This is a genomic window from Noviherbaspirillum sp., assembly GCF_035944575.1.
GTDB lineage: Bacteria > Pseudomonadota > Gammaproteobacteria > Burkholderiales > Burkholderiaceae_D > Noviherbaspirillum.
The window spans coordinates 1-5,326 of record NZ_DASZBA010000084.1 but is presented as its reverse complement, the minus strand read 5'-3'; the positions used below and the strand labels follow the sequence as shown (position 1 = coordinate 5,326).

The following is a 5,326-nucleotide window of genomic DNA, read 5'->3' as shown; positions in this document are numbered from 1 at the left end:
CGAGTCCGGAACCGTCACGTTGGAAGTCAGCGAATGTCGATTCCGCACATTGCGCGGCTACGTGGAACGCACATTCCGTCACATGGCCGAAGCGAAGAACATCAATTTCGCGGTCGACCTCGCGGAAACCCTCCCAGTGGCGATGATGACCGACACGACCCGACTGCAGCAGATCCTGAAGAACCTGCTGTCGAACGCGTTCAAATTCACGGCGCATGGGCAGGTTTCGCTCAATATCACGATGGCGAAGGCCGGCTGGAGTGCCGACCATCCGAATCTTGCGCAGGCCGACGGCGTACTGGCCTTCTCGGTGACGGATACCGGCGTCGGTATTGCATCGGACAAGCTTCAACTGATCTTCGAAGCGTTCCAGCAGGCAGACGGCAGCACGGCGCGCAAGTACGGCGGCACCGGCCTCGGTTTGTCGATCAGCCGTGAACTTGCCCGCCTGCTCGGCGGCGAGATCCGGGTAGAAAGCGTGATCGGCGTCGGCAGTACCTTCACCTTGTTCCTGCCGTATAACCGTGCCGGATTCATCAATTACGAATCGCCGCGCAATGCGCCCGCTCCGACGCAGGTAACGGCGCAGCCGCAAGCGACGTCGCCTTCCATCGTGTCGAAAATCGTGTATGCGGAAGCGGAGGATGTCGAGGTTCTGTCCGAAACGGAGGTGGAGCCGACCCCGGTGCGGGTCGAAATGCCGGTCGCGCATTATGAAACGACGCTGGACGACCGTGCACTCATCGCCCCGGGCGATCCCTCCGTACTGATCGTCGAGGATGACGCCCGGTTCGCCAAGGTGCTGCTCGACTACGCGCGCGAAAAGAACTTCAAGGGCATCGTCACTTCCAAGGGCGATTCGGCACTCACGCTGGCACGTGATTACATGCCGGCCGCCATCCTGCTCGATATCGACCTGCCGGATATCGACGGCTTTACGGTGCTGGACCGCTTGAAGCGTGATCCCAGCACGCGGCATATTCCGGTGCACGTCATCTCCACGCTCAAGGAACGCGAGCGCGCGTTGCGGCATGGCGCGATCTCCTACCTGCACAAGCCCGTGTCGCGCGAACGCCTGCAGGAAGAATACTCCCGCATTCAGCAGTTCCTGGTGCGTGGCAAGCGCAGCCTGCTGGTGGTGGAGGACGACAAGATGCAGCGCGAGACCATCGTGGCGCTGATCGGCGAAAGCGACGTCCAGATCACCGGTGTGGAAACCGGGCAGGAAGCGCTTAATGCCCTGAAATCGTCGCACTTCGATTGCATGGTGCTGGATCTGACCTTGCCGGACATGAGCGGTTTCGAATTGCTCGACAAGATCAGCGAGGATTCGACACTGCGCAATCTTCCAATCGTCGTGTACACCGCAAAGGAGCTGAACCGGAAGGAAGTGACCCGTCTGAAGAAGATTGCCAAGACGGTGGTGGTCAAGGACGCCCGTTCACCGGAGCGCCTGCTGGATGAAACCGCGCTGTTCCTGCACCGCGCTCATGCCAGCCTGCCGGAAACACAGCGCCGCATGCTCGATGAAATCCACGCCGCCGACGGCGGACTGGCCGGACGCAAGGTGCTGATCGTCGACGATGACCTGCGCAATATTTTCGCGCTCAGTTCGGTGCTGGAGCGGCAGCAGATGAAGGTATCGTTTGCCGAGAACGGCCGTGACGGCATCGAAGTGCTGGAAAAGGATCCGTCGATCGAGATCGTGCTGATGGACATCATGATGCCGGAGATGGATGGCTACGACACCATGCGCGCCATCCGCAACATTCCGAAATTCAAGCTGCTGCCGATCATCACGCTTACCGCCAAGGCGATGAAGGGCGACCGCGATAAATGCATTGCGGCGGGCGCATCCGACTACATCACCAAGCCGGTGGATGTGGCGCAACTGCTGTCGTTGATGCGGGTATGGCTGCATCAATAGTCATGCCGGCGATGACCGCAGCGCAGGCCGTGGAAGACTTGGAGATCGACCTCCTGCTGGAGGGCGTTTTCCAGTTTTCCGGCTATGACTTCCGCGGCTATCAGCGCGAGCCCTTGCGGCAGAAGCTGCACGGGTTAATGCAGGCGGATGGCATGCCAACCGTCTCCGCCCTGCAGGACAGGGTGCTGCACGATACCGCCGCCTTCGAATCGCTGTTGCGCGTGCTGAGCGGGCAACCTGCGCCGCTGTTCGACAACCCCGGACATTTTCGTGCTCTGCGGGATTCGCTCGGGCCATGGCTGCGGTCCTGTCCGTCGCCGAAGATCTGGATCGCCGATTGCCTGTCGTCGGAGGAGGCATGCTCGCTGGCGATCCTGCTGAAGGAAGAAAACTTGTACGACCGAACAAGGATCTTTGCGACCGTTTCCAACGAATCGCTGCTGGAGGAAGCCAGCGGCGGCTGTTTTCCGCTGGACAGGATGCCGGAGTACGAGGAGAACTATCGTCGCAGCGGCGGCCAGAGTTCGCTTGCCAGTTATTGCATCGAGAGCGAAGGAAAGGCCTTGTTCATACCGGAGTTGCGACGCAATATCACATGGGCGCATTACAACCTGACCACCGACGCTTCCTTTAACGAATTCGAACTCATCATATGCCGCCGCCGGCTGGGGGACTTCGGCGTGGCGCTGCGTCGACGGGCGCTGCAGTTGTTCCATGAGAGCCTGCCGTTGTTCGGCATGCTGAGTGTCGATACGACGGCGGACTTGTCTGCGACGCCGTTTGATTCGCGCTACAAGCCGGTCTGCGCGGAACAGGGCCTGTACCGCCGGATGGTATGACCTGCCTTGAAAACCGATACGGTGCGTGCAAGGACGCATCGTATCGATACATTGCGTTTGCGGATCAGGCGGCAGCGCCCTGACGCACGAATCCCAGAACCGCCGAAATCTCGTTCGCCGTACTGACCAGGTCCTCGACCCATTCTTCCTGCAGGCGGTCCGCCGGCGCGGAGATCGACAGCCCGGCGACCAGCTTGCCGGAGTCATCGTGAATACCGGCCGCCATGCACCGCACGCCGAGCTCAAGCTCCTCGTTGTCGCGTGCATAGCCGCGGGCCCGCACCAGGCTGAGTTCACGTTCCAGCTTGATCAGATCGGTAATGGAATTCTTGTTATGGCCGGCCAGCCCGGTGCGGGTCGCATAAGCGCGCACCGATTTGGCGTCGTCAATCGACAGGAACAGCTTGCCGGTGGAGGTAAGGTGGAGCGGTGCCCGGCCTCCGATGGCGCGCACCACCTGCATGCCGGAGCGTTCGGAAAAGGCGCGGTCGATATACACGATCTCGTCGCCCTGCCGAACGGAAAGATTGACGGTTTGATGCGTCTTGCGATGCAGGGCGCGCATGAAATCGAGAGCCGCCTCCCGTACATTCAACCTGCTTTTCACGATATTGCCGAGTTCCAGCAGGCGCATACCGAGTCGGTAGGAGCCGGCATCGGCGCGATCGACGAAGCGCTTCAGCACCAGGTCGTTGAGGATACGATGCGCCGTCGACGGATGCAGACCGGTGACGGTCGACAGCTCCTTCAGGCTGACCGGATCCGGATATTGAGCAAGGGCATCAAGTAACGAGATCAAGCGTTCGATCACCTGGATCGATGTTTGATTGTCAGCGGATGAATCGGGTTTCATGGTGTGATTGGTGCGTTGCAGTAAAGGCTTTATATCACAATGTGAAAAAAACGAAAAGTCGTGCGAAAAGTTTTTCCGGTGGTCATTCAATAACTTTCATGAACTTGCAACAAGGTGTTGCGACCCGCGCACGCCATAATGCATGCATTCAATCACGCACATCAAAGACAAGGGACACGCCATGGCAGTCATCACCTGCATCGAGGATTTGCGCATACTTGCGCAGCGGCGGGTGCCGCGCATGTTTTACGATTATGCCGATTCCGGCTCATGGACCGAGTCGACGTATCGTGCCAACAACACTGACTTCGCCGCCATCAAGTTTCGTCAGCGGGTTGCGGTCAATATGGAAAACCGTACTCTGGCAACCACGATGGTGGGGCAGCCCACCGCGTTGCCTGTTGCCCTGGCGCCGACCGGGCTGACCGGGATGCAGCACGCCGACGGCGAAATCCTGGCCGCCAAGGCGGCGGAAAAATTCGGCGTGCCCTTCACCCTGTCCACGATGAGCATCTGCTCGATCGAGGATGTCGCGGCAAATACCAACACGCCCTTCTGGTTCCAGGTCTACTTCCTGAAGGATCGGGAATTCATGGGCAAGCTGATCCAGCGCGCGAAAGCCGCCCGATGCTCCGCATTGGTTCTCACTCTCGACCTGCAGATACTCGGGCAACGCCACAAGGACATGAAGAACGGATTGTCCGCGCCGCCCAAGCTGACTGTGCCGAACATGCTCAACATGGCGACCAAGCCGGCCTGGTGCCTCGGGATGTTGCAGACCCGCCGCCGCGGCTTCGGCAATATCGTCGGCCACGCCAACGAAGTGTCGGACATGTCGTCCCTGTCGTCATGGACCGCCGAACAATTCGACCCTGCGTTGTCCTGGGACCACATCAAGTGGGTACGGGATCGCTGGGACGGCAAACTCATCCTGAAGGGCATCATGGACGTCGAGGATGCCCGAATGGCGGCGCAATGCGGTGCCGATGCGCTCATCGTCTCCAATCACGGCGGTCGCCAGCTCGACGGCGCGGAATCGTCGATTGCGGCCTTGCCGGGGATTGTCGAAGCCGTCGGCGACCAAATCGAGGTCCATATGGATGGCGGAATCCGTTCCGGCCAGGACGTGATCAAGGCCGTGGCCCTCGGCGCCCGCGGCGTTTATATCGGCCGGGCTTTCCTGTACGGCCTGGGCGCGATGGGCGAGGCAGGCGTGGCCAAGTGCCTGGAAATCATCCGCAGAGAGCTCGATGTCACCATGGCCCTGTGCGGACTGACCGACATCAAGAAGGTCGACAAATCCATCCTGCTGCCCGGGACATATCCGCGTCCGCTTTCACAGCGCTAGCTGGCCATGGCATTGCCTGTAACAGGCAATGCCGTCCGCCATGCCGCCACCGCTGTCTTGACTGTTAGAATTGCGCCTTCAATTCTGCGCGGCGGCAACGGCATGGCAAACAATGATCCAGAAGTCAGCGAATTCAAAAGCAAAAGCGGCTTGAAGCGCATCGCCGGTGCGATCATTTATTCGTTTGAAGGCTTCCGGATGGCCTGGAAGAGCGAGCATGCATTCCGCCAGGAGCTGATGGTCGTAGTACCCGCGACGATTGTCGCACTGGCCTTGCCGATCAAGCCGGTCGAGAAACTGGCGCTGATCGGCGTATTGGTCCTGGTACTGATCGTCGAGCTGATCAATTCCGCAATCGA

Annotated in this window: 5 protein-coding genes; 4 read left to right on the top strand and 1 reads right to left on the bottom strand. The window is 59.9% G+C overall.

The features are described 5' to 3' along the window. The coding region (locus VGU61_RS04860) for a response regulator (protein WP_326857973.1) at positions 1-1,927 on the top strand (1,927 nt) is incomplete at its 5' end. Next, positions 1,912-2,766, top strand: a complete 855-nt coding sequence (locus VGU61_RS04855; RefSeq protein WP_326857972.1) for a CheR family methyltransferase — start codon at positions 1,912-1,914, stop codon at positions 2,764-2,766. The genes VGU61_RS04860 and VGU61_RS04855, both read left to right, overlap by 16 nt. 64 nt (positions 2,767-2,830) lie before the next feature. Here the strand turns inward: VGU61_RS04855 and VGU61_RS04850 are convergent, their stop codons facing one another. Beyond that, positions 2,831-3,619 (bottom strand): IclR family transcriptional regulator, encoded by a 789-nt coding sequence (locus VGU61_RS04850; RefSeq protein WP_326857971.1) that lies wholly within the window; start codon positions 3,617-3,619, stop codon positions 2,831-2,833. 181 nt (positions 3,620-3,800) lie between these two features. On the opposite strand from VGU61_RS04850, the gene VGU61_RS04845 reads away from it, so the two are divergent. Beyond that, positions 3,801-4,967 carry an alpha-hydroxy acid oxidase gene (locus VGU61_RS04845; RefSeq protein WP_326857970.1) on the top strand — a complete coding sequence of 389 codons (1,167 nt, stop codon included), beginning with the start codon at positions 3,801-3,803 and terminating at the stop codon, positions 4,965-4,967. Between the two features lie 102 nt (positions 4,968-5,069). Then, positions 5,070-5,326: diacylglycerol kinase (locus tag VGU61_RS04840; RefSeq protein ID WP_326857969.1), on the top strand; the 257-nt coding region annotated here is incomplete at its 3' end.